General features: G+C 49.2%; 15 protein-coding genes. 4 read left to right on the top strand and 11 right to left on the bottom strand.

Annotated elements, in window-relative coordinates:
- Window positions 1-19: 19 nt before the first annotated feature.
- The 5 genes from KNO91_RS08870 to KNO91_RS08890 form a co-directional block, all read right to left on the bottom strand.
- Window positions 20-997, bottom strand: a complete 978-nt coding sequence (locus KNO91_RS08870; protein ID WP_214817616.1) for a hypothetical protein — start codon at window positions 995-997, stop codon at window positions 20-22.
- A complete protein-coding gene (locus KNO91_RS08875) occupies window positions 994-2,022 on the bottom strand; it encodes a DUF58 domain-containing protein (protein ID WP_214794982.1) in 1,029 nt (342 codons plus the stop codon). Before KNO91_RS08875 ends, KNO91_RS08870 begins: the two co-directional genes overlap by 4 nt.
- Before the next feature lies 1 nt (window position 2,023).
- Window positions 2,024-2,932 carry an AAA family ATPase gene (locus tag KNO91_RS08880; RefSeq protein ID WP_214788060.1) on the bottom strand — a complete coding sequence of 303 codons (909 nt, stop codon included), beginning with the start codon at window positions 2,930-2,932 and terminating at the stop codon, window positions 2,024-2,026.
- 133 nt (window positions 2,933-3,065) lie between these two features.
- Window positions 3,066-3,764 carry an amino acid ABC transporter permease gene (locus KNO91_RS08885; RefSeq protein WP_214817618.1) on the bottom strand — a complete coding sequence of 233 codons (699 nt, stop codon included), beginning with the start codon at window positions 3,762-3,764 and terminating at the stop codon, window positions 3,066-3,068.
- A 9-nt stretch (window positions 3,765-3,773) separates the two neighbouring features.
- Window positions 3,774-4,622 carry a transporter substrate-binding domain-containing protein gene (locus KNO91_RS08890; protein ID WP_214817622.1) on the bottom strand — a complete coding sequence of 283 codons (849 nt, stop codon included), beginning with the start codon at window positions 4,620-4,622 and terminating at the stop codon, window positions 3,774-3,776.
- Window positions 4,623-4,882: 260 nt separating this feature from the next.
- On the opposite strand from KNO91_RS08890, the gene KNO91_RS08895 reads away from it, so the two are divergent.
- Window positions 4,883-5,416, top strand: coding sequence for a GNAT family N-acetyltransferase (locus tag KNO91_RS08895; protein ID WP_214817625.1), 534 nt, complete (start codon window positions 4,883-4,885; stop codon window positions 5,414-5,416).
- A gap of 131 nt (window positions 5,417-5,547) precedes the next feature.
- Here the strand turns inward: KNO91_RS08895 and KNO91_RS08900 are convergent, their stop codons facing one another.
- From KNO91_RS08900 to KNO91_RS08910, 3 genes are read right to left on the bottom strand one after another with little or no spacing between them, the layout of a single operon-like run.
- Entirely contained in the window at window positions 5,548-6,000 is a 453-nt protein-coding gene (locus KNO91_RS08900; RefSeq protein ID WP_214788048.1) for a GNAT family N-acetyltransferase, read from the bottom strand.
- A gap of 15 nt (window positions 6,001-6,015) precedes the next feature.
- Window positions 6,016-6,729, bottom strand: coding sequence for an MBL fold metallo-hydrolase (locus KNO91_RS08905; RefSeq protein WP_214817627.1), 714 nt, complete (start codon window positions 6,727-6,729; stop codon window positions 6,016-6,018).
- Window positions 6,730-6,741: 12 nt separating this feature from the next.
- Window positions 6,742-7,359, bottom strand: coding sequence for an NUDIX hydrolase (locus tag KNO91_RS08910; RefSeq protein WP_214788042.1), 618 nt, complete (start codon window positions 7,357-7,359; stop codon window positions 6,742-6,744).
- Window positions 7,360-7,490: 131 nt separating this feature from the next.
- On the opposite strand from KNO91_RS08910, the gene KNO91_RS08915 reads away from it, so the two are divergent.
- Complete coding sequence (locus tag KNO91_RS08915) at window positions 7,491-7,997, top strand: DinB family protein (protein ID WP_214817630.1); 507 nt, start codon at window positions 7,491-7,493, stop codon at window positions 7,995-7,997.
- Window positions 7,998-8,029: 32 nt separating this feature from the next.
- Here the strand turns inward: KNO91_RS08915 and parC are convergent, their stop codons facing one another.
- From parC to KNO91_RS08930, 3 genes are all read right to left on the bottom strand, one after another.
- Window positions 8,030-10,435 (bottom strand): DNA topoisomerase IV subunit A, encoded by a 2,406-nt coding sequence (gene parC / locus KNO91_RS08920; RefSeq protein ID WP_214817633.1) that lies wholly within the window; start codon window positions 10,433-10,435, stop codon window positions 8,030-8,032.
- Window positions 10,436-10,437: 2 nt separating this feature from the next.
- Entirely contained in the window at window positions 10,438-12,405 is a 1,968-nt protein-coding gene (gene parE / locus KNO91_RS08925) for a DNA topoisomerase IV subunit B (protein WP_214788035.1), read from the bottom strand.
- A 126-nt stretch (window positions 12,406-12,531) separates the two neighbouring features.
- The gene (locus tag KNO91_RS08930; RefSeq protein ID WP_211782816.1) at window positions 12,532-12,936 is read right to left on the bottom strand and encodes a CoA-binding protein; all 405 of its coding nucleotides are present in this window, start codon (window positions 12,934-12,936) and stop codon (window positions 12,532-12,534) included.
- A gap of 340 nt (window positions 12,937-13,276) precedes the next feature.
- On the opposite strand from KNO91_RS08930, the gene KNO91_RS08935 reads away from it, so the two are divergent.
- Window positions 13,277-14,329, top strand: a complete 1,053-nt coding sequence (locus tag KNO91_RS08935) for a GGDEF domain-containing protein (RefSeq protein ID WP_214817635.1) — start codon at window positions 13,277-13,279, stop codon at window positions 14,327-14,329.
- The gene (locus KNO91_RS08940; protein WP_214788028.1) at window positions 14,326-15,339 is read left to right on the top strand and encodes a tyrosine-type recombinase/integrase; all 1,014 of its coding nucleotides are present in this window, start codon (window positions 14,326-14,328) and stop codon (window positions 15,337-15,339) included. Before KNO91_RS08935 ends, KNO91_RS08940 begins: the two co-directional genes overlap by 4 nt.
- Window positions 15,340-15,350: the final 11 nt, after the last annotated feature.

Raw genomic sequence — 15,350 nt, forward strand, 5'->3', positions numbered from 1 at the left:
CTCATGACCGGATGTTTTTTTATCGTTTCTTCAACTGTGTGACAAGCCGCTCGAAAGACTCATTCACGTCTTTCGGGGCTTCCTTATCTCCATACTCCGCTGCCTCTAGCCATTCCGCGTACAACGTATGGTCCGTGAACTCGATTCGCTGAAGCCAGTCAGACACCGTCTCTTCGCGCAGACGTGGTTGAAGTTGCTCGAGCTTCCGACCTGTTTCGAGGAGCTGGATTTGCCGTGGCGAGCGGACGATACGTTTATCTGAAAGCGTTGGGTGGTGAATACTTTTTGGAATCATTCCACCTTCCTGGATATCTTTTCGCTTCTGTAGATAGAAGAACAAACCGACACCAATCAACAAGGTGACAACAAAGATGCCGATGAAAAACAGTGACTCATTCGAAGCGGTCTCGAGTAGCGTCTCCTGCGATACCGTCTCTGCATCGATGTTCGGATTGTCTGGGACGAGAATGCGGTTCACTCGATCATTCGGGTCGAGTACAATCCCGTCGAACCAGCTACCGATCCATAAGAAGAAAGGGCTGATCCAGGCGATGACATTTCCGAACAACAGCTCTTTGATCGTACGCAGGATGAGAGAAACGGCTAACCCGATTCCCAGACCGAGCACAAGCATCGTCACCATACGTTTATAGTCACGACGATAATATAAGTTTCGTTGCCAAATTAAAAAGATGAACGGAAAGAGCACCATCGCGAGCGGTTGTGTCGCCGGTGGGAACAACCAGTCCGCCACTAAGAACAGGACACTCGCCATCGCGTAACGATCCGTCCAATCCAACGTTCGGATAAACGCATGGACGTAGGTGAAAACGAGCAGCAAGATGCTCATCTCGTATGAGAAATACAGGGCACCGATACTCATGACCGTCTGCACGATGAGTTGGGTGTTCCGAGGGAGACGAAGCGTCAATAAAAAGAGCAAAGGAAACACATGGCCGATATAAAAAGCTGAAAAGACCCACCATAACCATCTCATTGTCCGTCACCTCCTAACCGTAAAATCGATTGATTCCCGCTGTACTTGGCGACTTTTCGTTCGAACAACGAACGAGCCAATGGAAAATCGCTCTCTGACAGACAGGCGAACGTCGTCATGATTTTACGGAAATGGACTTCTCCACTTCCAGGCGGTAAATCGTACGTGATCCCGTCTTTCGTAAGTGTCGGGACAATCAGGCCGTAACTCGCGTTCTCTTTCTCAAAATCTCGGCATAAGGCCGCAGCTTGTGAGATGAGTCGCTCCATCTGATAGGTGAGGGCACGTCCGTCTTTCGTCAACAAATCGAGGACGATGACATATTCATTCGCTTGTACAGGTTGCTCCGTACGGGCGAGCAGTTCACCTGTCTTCGCATAGGCCGACCAATACAGTTGTCGCATCGGCTGTCCGTGATAAGGTGTTACCGACTGGAACGTTTCCGGGTCACGATAGGCGCTATGGCGGACCATCTCCTCCCCAGGAAGGGTAGGCGGCCGTTTCGGGATTGGGTACGGTGAAAACTCAGGGAATACATATCCGATTCGAGGAAGCGCGTCCTCTTTGTATAAAGAGAACATCCGTAACGGGTCACGAATCTCCATCCCGATTGCCTCAAGACGGATCGGGCCGCGTTTCTTCGCATGGAGCGGGATGGTAAAGTCGACGGTTGCATTCGTCTCAACAAAATTCTCTTGTCGCCAAAACGCGTGACCTTCTGACTCTACCGTCGGATGCAGATAACCAGAGAGGCGGACGACTCCAAGTGGTACTTTTGCGGTAGATACGAGTTTTAACACATAGATGGCGTCATCGTTCGGGAACAGTTTTAGCTCCTCGGTGAGGTCGACATGCACTTGTTCCGCCAACCGAAACATGAAAGCGGGCATGACCAAGGCATAAAGACTGAACCCGATCAACAGGCTTGCAATTAAGACATTCCCATATAGCGCCGTGAAGACCCCGACGACAAACAAGAGCCACATGTATCCGGACTCGAGATAGCGTGGGCTGACTAACTGCATCTTACACCTCTGATGGGACCGGGATGGTCTCGAGTACAGATTTGATGAGTTTCGTCGGCTTCGTTTTTAAGGAAGCCTCGACCGTCAAGACGATGCGGTGTCCTAAGATAGGAAGAGCGAGCGCCCGGATGTCTTCTGGAGAAACGAAGTCCCGTCCTTCCATATAGGCATGTGCCCGAGCTGCCATCGTATAGGCAAGTGTCGCCCTTGGACTTGGACCGACCTCGATATCCCGGTGATGTCGGAGCGATTCCATCAAATCGAGGAGATAGTCCTCCATCGCCTCATGGAATCGGACATCCCGTACTTCCTGCTGCATCTTCAACAGCTCATCACGTTGCAGCGAGAACGGTTCCGTCGACAGATGCTCGTTTCGAATCAAACGACGTTCTGAATCTCGTGACAGGGGAGCAAGTGTCAATTTGAACAGGAATCGATCCAACTGGGCTTGCGGAAGCGGGAATGTCCCTTGCCCGTCGAACGGGTTTTGTGTGGCAATCATAAAGAAAGGCTCCGGTAACCGAAGTGACACTTCCCCGAGCGTCACTTGCCGCTCCTGCATCGCCTCAAGCAAGGCCGATTGTGTTCGTGGTGTTGTGCGGTTAATCTCATCGACAAGAAGGATGGATGTAAAGATTGGACCCGTCCGACGTTCGAACGCCCCTGTCGTCGGGTTGAACAGTTCCATCCCTAAAATATCACTCGGCAATGTGTCCGGCGTACATTGTACGCGTTGGAACGCCGCCGAGACGGAACTCGCCAGACTACGCGCGAGAGTCGTTTTCCCTGTCCCAGGTCGGTCTTCGAGCAAGACGTGCCCCCCTGACAATAATGCGATCGAAGCAAGCTTGATTGCTTTTGATTGCCCGATGACTTGATCATTTAAATGTGAAACCCATGGATGCACCATTCAAAATCCCCCTATATTTTTCTGATAATTAAGAAAATCATAGCATAATCGACGATTGAGATGTGCGGAAAATCATGAATGAGTACATAATGATGAATCGATAAAAAAAGACCAACTGGCGTCAGCCAGTCAGTCATCGTTTTGGAGAATCTAAATATCGTTCAAAATGACGTTCGAGCCATTCTTGGAAGAACGACATGAACGTACAAATCGCCCAGTAAATCAATGCTACGACAATGTAAACCGTCATATAATCAAATTCACGACCTCCGACGATTTTCGCCTTATTGAATATCTCAGGGACGGTGATCATCGCCGCAAGGGAACTTGCTTTGATCAAATCGAGAAAGACGTTCGAGAGCGGGGGGAGGGCAATCCGTGTCGCCTGTGGCAAGATGACTCCTTTGAGCGTCAACCATTTCCCCATCCCGAGCGAGCGGGCCGCTTCGACCTGACCATTATCAACCGCCCGAATCGAGGAACGGATAATCTCGGCGATATAAGCGGCGGAGTTCAAACTGAATCCGAGAATCGCTGCTGTCAATGCGGCAAATTCGATGCCGATGAAGGGGAACCCCGAATAGAGGATGAACAAGATAATCAGAATGGGCACGCCACGCATGAACGAGATATAAAACGTCGACGGATAGCGAAGGAGGCGCGTTGGAGACAACTTCCCTAACGCTAACAGTAAACCGAGCACAAGACCGAAGAACATGCTCGTGAAAGAAATCCAAAGCGTATTCGGCAATCCTCCTAGCAAATAAGGAAGCGACTCGATAGCTAGGTCTACGTCAAAAATGGCGTCCCATTTGATGTCTGAGAACGTCATAGCGACCTCTTACTTCGTTTCGACGATCGTTGCGTCCACATCAGGCTCTACCGAGACGTCTGCACCGTTATAGAATTGCTCAGATAATTCTTTGACTGTACCGTCTTCGAGCATCTCACCTAATACACGGTCGATGTTCTCTTGAAGCTCGTCATTTTCCTTATCCATCAAGAAAGCGACTTCTTGTGGATTATAGGCGATATCCGGGTGAATCGTGATATCAAACTCAGGGAAGAAGGCGAGCGCAAGTGTTTGAAGGTAGTAATCGTTCAAGATGACATCCGTACGTCCTGTCGAGACGTCACGCAAGTACTGGTCGTTCGTTGCGTTATCATAGATGACTTCTTCTGCTCCGTATTCACGTGCGACGTCCATGAAGACCGTCGTCGCTTCACCAGCGGCTTTTTTGCCTTTCAAATCTTCAAGTGATTCGATGCCAGAAAGGTCACTCTTCCGAACGATCGCTGTTCCGTACGTGTACTTATACGGTTTCGAGAAAGCAAATTTCTCTTTGCGGTCTTCTGTGACCGAGATATCATTTGCTGCGACGTCAATCTGCCCGTTTTGAACACTCGTCAACATGTTGTCAAACGCCATTTCTTTGAACTCAACTTCGAGCTCGAGACGCTTCGCAATCTCTTTCATGAGTTCTACGTCAAAACCTGTCAACGTATCACTCTCTTCTTCACGGAAAGAAGCGGGGTAGAGGGTACCGGCTGTCCCGATTGTCAACTTTCCTTCTTCTTGAATTTCTTCCCAACGTGTCGTATCTGCTTGATTCGTGCTATCATCACCACAAGCGGCAAGTGGGATTGCTAAGAATAATGTAGCTGCCAAACCTTTTGTTGTTCGTTTCACTAAAATTCCTCCTTAGATGCTTCATCTGTCTAAAAATAGCATGACTTCAGCGGTCTAGCAACTGTGAAGCATAGATTAAACAGATTCGAGATACATTTGAAACGTTTATTCATAAAGCGCTAACATTCCTTTGAAAGCAAAATTCATTTCATTGATACAGAGAATCATAATCGATGAAACAGATTGTTATTTCTCATAAGAAAAGCAATAAGTGAATTGAATAAATAGATACCACTCTATAGCGAAAAGAGGTGGAGCAGATGAGTCGGATTCAATTAAAAGAACTAGAAGCATCGCTCATCAATCAAGTAAATGACGCAAATAATCCATTTCCCATCATCGGTCGAATGATACCAAGTTATATAAATGGTGAATGGACATATATTGAAGAGCTTGATCATGACGTAAAAGAAATATCATTCCCAGACGACCAAATCAACTGGCATGGCTATATGAGTCAGGACGATCGAATCGTATATGTAGCGATGGATGTAGATGAGTGTGTCGGACAAATTCGGATCGTGAAAGATTGGAATCGATTCGCATATATCGAAAACATCGCGGTCAGAATGACGTACCGTAAGCAAGGAATCGGACGAATGTTGCTTGAGACAGCCGAACGTTGGGCCAAAGAGAAAGAACTGATTGGATTATCTCTTGAAGCGCAGAACGATAATCTCATTGCATGTCGCTTTTATGAAAAGGAAGGGTTTCAACTCGGCGGAGTCGACACCATCAAACAACATGCGAACCCACAGATTGATTTGACCTTATATTGGTACAAGATATTCTAAGAAGGGGGCATCCTGATTTAGAGTATTTTTGTACTGTTTTTTTATTAGTTAACATAACATATATTATCAGTAAAAATAAATACTCATCTCATTATCTTAGTATACTTATGATAGTGAGATGAGATAAAAAATTAAGATGAATGTGTATATCGAATTAATGTGACGCCTGGTTCTGGTTCAAATTCAGTGCTCCGCACGAATCCGAGTTTCGTATACAGACGTTTGGCAGGTCCGTTGTGTTTGCCGGTGTGTACGTATACAAGTTGGCCTTTATGAATACTCAACACATGCTCGAGTAACGTCGTTGCCAGTCTCGCCCGAAAATATGTCGGGTCAATACAAAGTTTTGTGATCTCAACCGTCTTCTCGGATGCTTCAACCGTGATAAATCCGATCAACCGCTCCTCGATATACAACCCGTAGCTCGTGCCTGGCAAGTTTTGAATGACATCAATCGTCTCATATCGAGCCGGGATTTCATCAAACCCGAGCAACTCCGCTTCAACGGCATAAGCGTTCCGTTGAATCTCAAGCATCTGCTGCGCCTGTTCGAATTGATGGATCGGGATTTCGTTTAGCTGCATCGTCTCACCCCTCCATTAACGAATAAACTTTCTCGCCTGTTTTCGCTGCGCCCGCTTCAATGCCAAATAAAGTCGATGCGTACCTTTGAGCGGCGGACCATGCCCGACAAACGTCAGGAGTGGAGATAAATCGATTAGCCGCTCCGCACTCTCGACAGCAACGGATCGATTCCACGTTGCAAGACCAGGGAGCGGGAAAAGTGGACGGACGTCCCCTGCCACTGCAGCCCCGCCTTGTGACTGAAAAGCATCCCCAGCGAGTAATACTCGATTCGCTTCATCATAAAATGCGATTGAACCCGGCGTATGTCCACTTGCTGCAAGTACCTGTAACCCAAACAGCCGCTCCCCGGGATCTAATAGCGTATCCGGTGTAGAACGGATTGTCGGCAAGGAACCACGAATCTTGTTCTGCTCGTCCTCATCTAATGAACGGTCCCCTGACAACAGACGGGCATCACGCCGGGAGATGAACAGTTCTGCGAGTGGGTGCTCGGCTTTGATTGCGTCCACCCCGCCGACATGGTCTCCATGGGCATGCGTCAACAAAATGGCAAGGAGCGGTTTATCAAGTTCTTCAATATACGCCAGGATGTCTGACGCATTCCGTTTTAGCGCTGTATCAATCAAGACGAGCCCAAGCTCATGTTCGATCAACTGGACGTTAATCGGAAGAACAGGAGCATAAAAGGATAATTGATGGATATGTCCGTATCGTCTCACTTTCATCGGTAGAACCTCCTAATCGAATAAAGTGGTCCAGTCATCTTCTTGCCAATGCGCGTCGAAGCACATATGAATCTGTTCGAGCGTATTACGGGCAAGGGAGAGTTCTGGTAAATGATCGCGTTCAAAGAAGCCGACATCACTCGTCTCCATACCGGCAGCCCCCTCCCCATCGCCGATCAAGGCACACTCGATGAAAAGTTTGTAGTAATGCTCAGAAAGTGGCGGGTGTGGATGTTCATGCATATCGAATAAGGCGAGGAGACGCAATGGGATCACGTCCAAGCTAGCCTCTTCCTCCACTTCTTTGATGATATTCGAAGCAGGAGAACGGTTCACTTCACAGAAGCCGCCTGGTAATGTCCACAATCCGTCTGACCGCTCCTTGACGAGTAAAAGCCGGTCTCCTTTGAAGACGACACCCCTTACGTCGAGCTTCGGTGTCGGATAGCCTTGGACATGGACCAATTGTGAGATTGCCTCGTTCGATAAGTCTGAATGCCGTTCAAACATCTCCTTTGCGATTTCTTGGAGCTCTTCATATCGTTCTCGGTCATATTGATCACGTGTGAACGTCAGACCGGCCTGAGACAGCGCCTGAATCCGTTTCGCCCACGTTAGCCATTGAGACATATAGATCCCCCTATCATTTGTCCTACATGTTTCTTTCGTCAAATCCATCCGTTCTTCCTTTTCGCTTTTCATATTCCCCATTGACTCGTATGAGTCACGTATACTGAAAGAAAATGGAGGAGGCGTCTAGCATGAAACGTTATGAACTAGAGCATTACAAGGAGACACTGCCATACTATTCAGAACCCGACTTACGGTATAAATACACCCCTACTATTTGGTCAATTTGTCAGATGTACGATCATATCATTTTGGTTGCGAATGAGTATTTAGATGAAGTCGACCGTTGTCTTCAAGAAGACGGCCAAATCGGTGGTAAGAAGACGCCATTTGGGGAGAGGTTGTTTCGAGAAGGCGGGTTTCCGCCAATCAAAATCGAACTCCCACCTGAAATGAATCAACCACCGAATAATACGGATTCACACGACCGATTACGAGAGCGGTTGCTCACCTTGATTTCACGGATGGAAGCGTTAGAATCTCGTCTAGACGACGCTGGAGATAACCAAAAAACACTTCATGACGGTTTCGGCTGGTTGAACGCGAGAGAATGGTTCGAGCTTGTCGAGATGCATACACGACATCACCGTCGACAACAACACGAACTAGAAAAGTGGCTACAGCAAAAAGACCTGTGATTTGGCATGTTGCCGCTCACAGGTCTTGTTTATTAATCGAGATAGACGTCCTCAATCTCACCGAACGAATCTTCGTCGAAGACGAACGACCCGTTGGCATAGCGATCGAGTAGCGTAAGAGTTTTTGTCTTCACTTGTTTCGCTTTCTCTTTCCCGACGATATGCAATGTCTCATCGCCATGAACCGGGAGCACACGACGGATTTGGTGCGGTTTAGATTTGACCTCACGAATGAGCATTGTCCCACGAAGGTTACGGTTCGTACAGTCGAACTGGTCCTCGAGCTTCATCTTCTTGACCGCTCCGCGTTGCGTCACGAGGACGAATAACGGTGGCGTGAAGAACGAGAAGGCATCGGCGACCACGTCACCATCCTTCAGGTTCATCGCTTTGACACCGGCTGCGCGTTGTCCGACGACTGGAACGTCATCTTCTTTGAACCAGAGACCGTATCCACGCTCTGAGACGAGGAACAATTGTCCTGGACCATCACTGATTCCTGCGAAGACGACCTCATCGTCACCTTTTAGCTTCAAGGCCATGAGCGGTTTTGACTTCCGCTGTGCGTCATAGTCACGTAGCGGTGTACGTTTGACCATTCCATCTTTCGTCACGAAGAGGCAATGGGCATCCGTATCAAACGTCGAGACGACATCTGCCGAGATGACTTGTTCCCCTTCGATCGGGACGAGGTTGGCGACGTGCTGGCCGGCGTCCTTCCACTTCGATTCTGGGATCTGGTGGATTGGGATGAGGAGATAGCTACCCTTGTTCGTCCAGACGAGCAAGTGGTCAGTCGTCATTGCCTGTGTCGTGAGGAGTGGGCGGTCTTTCTCTTTCATCTCGGGTAAGACGTCACTTGACGCACCGTATGAACGCATTGAGGCACGTTTGACGTATCCGTCTCGGCTGACGAAGACCATTGTTTCCTCGACAGCAATCATGACTTCCGTCTTCAGTTTCAATTCCTCGACTTCCGACTCGATGATCGAGCGACGGTCGTCCCCGAACTCGTCACGCAATGCCGTGAGTTCTTTCACGATCAATTTCCGTTTCGTCGCGTCCACGTCGAGGATATTCGAGAGGCGGGCGATCTCTTTTTGGAGCGCCTTTGCTTCTTTTTGCAACTCGACGATGTCCGTATTGGTGAGTCGATACAATTGGAGCATGACGACCGCTTCGGCCTGGCGTTCTGTGAACGAGAACCGCTCCATCAGTTTGTTCTTCGCGTCCGCTTTGTCTTTTGCGGAACGAATTAATTCGAGCGTCTCATCAAGGACAGAGATGGCTTGTTCTAAGGCATCGACAATTTCGGCACGCTTTTTCGCTTGCTCGAGTTCGAACGTCGTGCGGCGTGTGACCACTTCCTCGACGTGCTTCAAATAAGCATCGATGATTGGGAGAATCCCCATCTGTTTCGGAGTCCGGTTCACGATCGAGACCATATTGTAGTTATAGGCGAGCTGCAGGTCCGTATGCTTCAAGAAGAAATGGAGGACACCTTCTGCGTCCGCTTCTTTCTTCAATTCGATGACGACGCGAAGGCCGGTCCGGTCTGTCTCGTCACGGACTTCCGCGACACCTTCAACCTTTTTATCAAGTCGAAGCTCTTCCATCTTTTTGACAAGGTTCGCTTTGTTCACTTCATATGGCAGTTCCGTGATGGTGATTTGTTCACGACCACCTTTTAACTGCTCGATCTCTGACTTCGCACGGATGATGACCTTCCCTTTACCGGTCTCAAACGCCTTTAAGATACCGTCTTTCCCCATGACCGTTCCTCCGGTCGGAAAATCAGGACCTGTGACATATGCGAGGGCGTCTGTCGCCGAATCGACCTGACCTTTCAGACGCGCGATAGCCAGGTTGAGCACTTCCGTCAAGTTATGTGGCGGGATCTCCGTCGCATAACCTGCAGAGATTCCTGTCGTCCCATTCATGAGTAGGTTCGGGAGGAGTGACGGTAAGACGAGCGGTTCTTCCGTCGAATCGTCAAAGTTCGGTGTATAGTCGACCGTATTCTTCGCGATCGACGTCAGCATGACACCGGCGATCTTCGAGAGACGCGCTTCCGTATAACGCATGGCCGCTGCCGGGTCACCGTCCATCGATCCGTTGTTCCCATGCATGTCGATGAGTGGATAACGTAATTTCCAGTCTTGTGAGAGACGTACCATCGCCTCATAGACGGACGAGTCACCGTGCGGGTGATAGTTCCCGATGACGTTCCCGACCGTCTTCGCAGACTTCCTGTACGGCTTGTCGTTCGTGTTCCCTTCATGGTGCATCGCATATAGAATCCGACGCTGTACAGGCTTGAGCCCGTCTCGCGCATCCGGCAAGGCTCGGTCTTGAATGATATATTTCGAATAGCGCCCGAACCGGTCACCAACGACCTGTTCGAGAGATAAGTTTAAAATGTGTTGAATCGTCGACATCGTTACATCACTTCCTCAATCGCTTTAGTCACATGTTCATTGGCGATGATCGAATCATCTTCCTGGAGTCCGAAGGCGACGTTCTCTTCGATCCACTCACGACGATGCGTGACGTTGTCGCCCATCAAGACCGAGACACGTTTGTCCGCGACAGCCGCATCATCAACCGTGACACGGATGAGCGTACGCGTATCCGGGTTCATCGTCGTCTCCCATAACTGATCCGCGTTCATCTCACCGAGACCTTTGTAACGCTGGAGGATATAGCCTTTCTTATACACCTTGACCAACTTCTCGAGTGCCTCTTCGTCCCAGGCGTAGTCGAACTGTTCGGACTTCCCTTTTCCTTTTGAGATACGGTAGAGCGGTGGCAAGGCGACGAACACGCGGCCTGCCTCGACGAGCGGACGCATATAACGGAAGAAGAATGTGAGCAGGAGCACTTGGATATGCGCACCGTCCGTGTCGGCATCCGTCATGATGATGACCTTGTCGAAGTTACAGTCGTCCAAGTCGAAATCGTGGCCGACCCCCGCGCCGATTGCATGGATGATCGTGTTGATTTCTTCGTTTTTCATGATGTCCTGGAGCTTTGATTTCTCCGAGTTGATGACCTTCCCGCGTAATGGAAGGATTGCTTGGAACGTCCGATCACGTCCTTGTTTGGCTGAACCGCCGGCCGAGTCACCCTCGACGAGGAACAGTTCGTTCTTCGCTGCATTCTTCGATGTCGCTGGCGTCAATTTCCCGTTCAAGATGCTTGAACGTTTCTTTTTCTTGCCGTTCCGCGCCTCTTCACGTGCTTTTCGTGCCGCCTCGCGTGCCTGAGCCGCGCGAATCGCTTTTTTGATGAGCATCGTGGCCATCTGTGGGTTCTCTTCTAAGAAGATCGTCAACTGTTTCGCCATGACGCTATCGGCACTCGCACGCGCCTCTGGTGAGCCGAGTTTCGACTTCGTCTGTCCTTCGAACTGAAGGAATTCCTCTGGGATCCGGACCGACACGATGAGCGTGAGTCCCTCACGGACGTCGCCACCGTCTAGGTTCTTATCCTTCTCTTTAAGCAATCCGTTCTTGCGCGCATATTCGTTCATGATGCGGGTCATTGCCGTCTTGGCACCGACCTCATGCGTCCCGCCGTCGCGCGTCCGGACGTTGTTGACGAAAGAGAGGACGTTCTCGGAATAGGCGTCCGTGAACTGGAACGCGAGTTCGATCTCAATCTCGTTCTCTGTGCCTTCGAAATAGACGATCGGATGGAGCGTTGCCTTGTCATCGTTCAAATATTGAACGAACTCGGCGATTCCTTCTTCATAATGGAACGTCTCTTGTTTATCTGTGCGCTCATCCGTGAGGGTGATCGTCAATCCTTTTAAGAGGAATGCCGATTCACGTAATCGTTCGGCGAGCGTGTCATAGTTATATGTTGTCGTCGAGAAGATGCTTGCATCCGGTTTGAAATAGACACTCGTCCCGGTCTGACGCGTCTTGCCCGTCTCGAGGAGTGTCGTCTGTGGCACACCGCCGTCCGCGAATGTCTGCTCGAACACTTTTCCGTCGCGATGGATCGTCACGACGACCTTGCTCGAGAGCGCGTTGACGACCGAGGCACCGACGCCGTGGAGACCACCCGACGTCTTGTATCCGCCTTGTCCGAACTTCCCACCTGCGTGGAGGACGGTGAAGATGACTTCAGGTGTCGGTTTTCCTGAGGCGTGCATCCCTGTCGGCATTCCGCGTCCGTGGTCACGAACCGTGATCGCATCATTTTTGTGAATCGTCACATCGATTTGACCACCGAACCCGGCGAGCGCCTCATCGATCGCATTGTCGACAATCTCATAGACGAGATGGTGAAGTCCGCGATGGTCGGTTGACCCGATGTACATCCCCGGTCGTTTTCGTACGGCCGTGAGTCCTTCGAGCACCTGGATGGCGTCTTCATTGTAATTAAATAGATCTGTTGACATAGCAGTCACCTCAATTTCGAACACACGTTCGTTTTTCTTTCCTATTGTATAGCTGTTCATCCATTCTGGCAAGCCTCCCTTGTCAGCCATTGCTGAAAAAAAGGAGACCTACCAAGGAGGTAGGTCTTATCCGAGTAGACGAGCATGCTCCACGTACAAGCAGCGGTTCTCGATGTAATCGAGTCCGGCGTCACGTACGATTTGCTCCGCCTCAGGACTTGAGAGACCGAGCTGATTGAAGACGAGCCCGACATCCCCATGTCGTACCGCATCTTCTGCGACACCTGCTAAAAATTCGCTGCGACGGAACACGTCGACGATATCGATTCTACCCGGGATGCTCTCGACGGACGGATATGCCTTGCGACCGTTCCACTCCTCGAGCATCGGGTTGACAGGGATGACGGTATACCCGACGCGTAGCAAATACTCTGCAATCTGGTTGGCCGTCTTGTTCGGGTTGTCGGATACACCGACGACCGCGATGGTCTTCGCTTCAGACAAAAGTTGCTTCAAACGCTGATCATCCATCCAAAATCCCCCTTTGGTTTACGTTTACAGTGTAACGTTACCTTAGTTGCCGTTTCAAGTCCTATTTTCATCATAAGGTATAATGGTTCAACATTACAATTTCAAGACAAATCAATATGGTTTACATAACAAATTATTGTCTACCGTTTATTTCGTGATAAAACTTATTGACCGATAAACCAATCGACTCTAGAGCAATCGCGCAACTCATAAACATTGCGTGAAATATCTATTTCACGCAACGATAAATACGTTTTATAAGCGTTTTTTTGAATGGTTTTGATGACTTTTATATAAAAACGATCCCTTTTTCGCTATACTGAATGAGAGGAGGTGTGAGATGGGAACAACGTATGATGCCCGTCGTGGGACGTTATATAATGAGCGCATCACTTTTTTCGGAAATGTCATCGCCTGGTTTGTTCATCTCTTGTTTTGTCTATTATTTTGGCAATTGGATGTGACCTCACTGTTCATCTCGAACGGCGTGAGCGTCTTATATTACACGATTTCGTTCTATTTTGTACATAAACAATGGTATGGGATTTTCTTCACCGGACTCTTTATCGAGGTCGTATATAACGCCATCATCTCGACGATCATTCTAGGCTGGGATGTCAACATGCATTACTTCATTCTCATGATGGCGTATGGTGTCTTTTTCATGCCGAGCGTGACAGAGAGACAACGGATTTTGACGACCACTCTCGCAATGCTGATTTACAGTATTCTCTTTATCTATGTGTCAGACGGGATTGTGGCATTGCCGCAACACATTGAACAGACGCTTGGACTTTTTTGCATCCTTTCGACGGTCATGATGATTGCCGGTCTCTCGTTTATCTTTGAGAAAGCCGTCGTTGAGGTGACGGATGAACTCGAGCTGTCAAATGAGCGATTACTACGCCTTGCTTCTACGGACGGATTGACCGGGCTATTGAATCGGAAAGCCGGGCACGAGCGCGTCTCCGAAGCGATTGAACAAGCGGGGCGTGATGGTGACCCTTACGCTTTAGTGCTCTGTGATATCGACCGATTCAAATCGTTCAACGAGACGTACGGTCATGATTGCGGAGACCGCGTCATCCAACAAGTAGCGGCTACCCTATCTTCCATCGATGGCATTGTAGTCCGCTGGGGCGGCGAAGAGTTTTTACTCTTTATCTCTGAACAATCCGAAGATGTTTACGCGTCGGTCGAACAATTACGGCGTCAAATCGAGGCAACGTATCTGGAATATGAGGGTGAGCGTCTCCGTGTTACGATGACGTTCGGTCTCGCGGTCCGCATGCAAGAGGACGCGTTAGAAGAGATTGTAAAAGAGGCGGATCATTATTTACGCGAAGGAAAACGAAATGGGAAGAACCAAGTCAGAACAGGAGGGGTTCGATGAGTATTTTCCGCCAACTCGGTCAACGACCGACAACTGCGACGACAAAACGATTCGAGTTGAATGGGTTGCATCGATTACCGGAATTTATCCAACATTTTTTCCATCACTTAGCCGCCAAACACTACTCGAAGCAGACGGCTCAACGATATGTCTATGATGTGTTGGACTTCTTCCGGTGGGTCGAACATGTAAGTGGGACCGAACTCGATCCTGAAACGATTGAGTTGGTCGCATTTACAGAAATTGACCATGCGGGTGCAGAAGCGTATGCGACCTATCTTGCGCTCGAGCTCGAGAATGCGCCGAGCGTTATCAATCGAAAACTCTCGACGCTGCAGTCACTTTTCAACTACTTGATTGAGACGAATCAGGCAACGGTCAATCCGTTCCAAACCGTGGAGCGTCCGAAACGGGGAAAACGGAACCCTGTCTATTTGACAGAGTCGGAATGGCTCGATTTCTCGACGCTTGTACGAAGCAATGTCGGGATGACAAATCGTGAGGCGAGCTGGTATGAGGCAAATCGCGAACGTGACTTTCTAATCATCCAACTGCTCGGGCTAACCGGTATGCGCGTATCAGAACTCGTCGGGCTCAACTGGTCTGATATCAACTTTGAGACCGAGACAATCCGTGTCATCGGTAAAGGGAACAAAGAGCGCCTCATCCCGATTGCAGGTCCACTACAGCCCCTTCTCATCGAATATCGCCAAACGTCGAGTGAGGGAGCATTGTTTCAGAACGAGAAAGGAAAAAGAATCGCTGTCCGCACGGTTCAACACATGTTAAAAAGTCATATCGATCGGTTGAAATCGTTTCTCCCTTTCTTGACTTATAAACAAGTGACACCACATAAGCTTCGCCATACGTTCGCTTCTCGACTGGCGATGAGCGGAATCGATGTGTTGACGATTCAACAGCTGCTCGGTCATGAATCTGTGGCAACAACACAAGTGTATGCCCATATCGGTGATGAACGAAAAAAACACGCTATATCAGGTTTACAGTAATATGTTATGTA

Source organism: Exiguobacterium sp. s59 (assembly GCF_018617475.1).
GTDB classification, from domain to species: Bacteria; Bacillota; Bacilli; order Exiguobacteriales; family Exiguobacteriaceae; genus Exiguobacterium; species Exiguobacterium aestuarii.